This window comes from Teichococcus oryzae (assembly GCF_008386565.1).
In the GTDB taxonomy this organism is placed as follows: domain Bacteria; phylum Pseudomonadota; class Alphaproteobacteria; order Acetobacterales; family Acetobacteraceae; genus Pseudoroseomonas; species Pseudoroseomonas oryzae.
The window spans coordinates 1-507 of sequence record NZ_VUKA01000090.1 but is presented as its reverse complement, the minus strand read 5'-3'; the positions used below and the strand labels follow the sequence as shown (position 1 = coordinate 507).

The following is a 507-nucleotide window of genomic DNA, read 5'->3' as shown; positions in this document are numbered from 1 at the left end:
TAGCCGGCGCTGTGCAGCCGGGCGGGGGGTAGTTTGAGCACCAGGAAGCCCGCGCGCTCCAGATGCTTCACCAGATGTTCGGCGGCAAGGCTGGCGACCAGTTGGCCGCCGGAAGGACGCGGCTTGCCGCGCTCGTCATAGCGCAGCGCATAGGCCAGGGCGTCGGCCACCTCCTCGGAGGGGGCGACGCTGTGACCGGGCGGCAGAGGAAGGGGGGCGGGAAGGGCAGGGTGCTCGGGCATGAGCGTGACGCTAAGTGAGACTCGAAGAACGAATCAAGAACAAAGAGGTGGTTGACAGCGCAGGCTCGGCTGGAACGTGCCGGTTGATCGGGAAGGAATGGGGCTGCCGCTTCGCTGAAGGGCAGCACCTTCAACGGCTTTGCGCGTTGTGCTGCGACCAGGAGGAAGGCAGCGCACGATGTGCAATCTGTACAGCATGACCTCGAGCCAGCAGGCGATTCGCGCGCTGATGCAGGTGATGGATGACCGCACCGGCAATCTGCCG

At 65.5% G+C, this 507-nt stretch carries 1 protein-coding gene; it reads right to left on the bottom strand.

Annotation, left to right across the window (positions count from 1 at the left end):
- Positions 1-242: hypothetical protein (locus F0Q34_RS21680; RefSeq protein ID WP_149814435.1), on the bottom strand; the 242-nt coding region annotated here is incomplete at its 3' end.
- Positions 243-507: the final 265 nt, after the last annotated feature.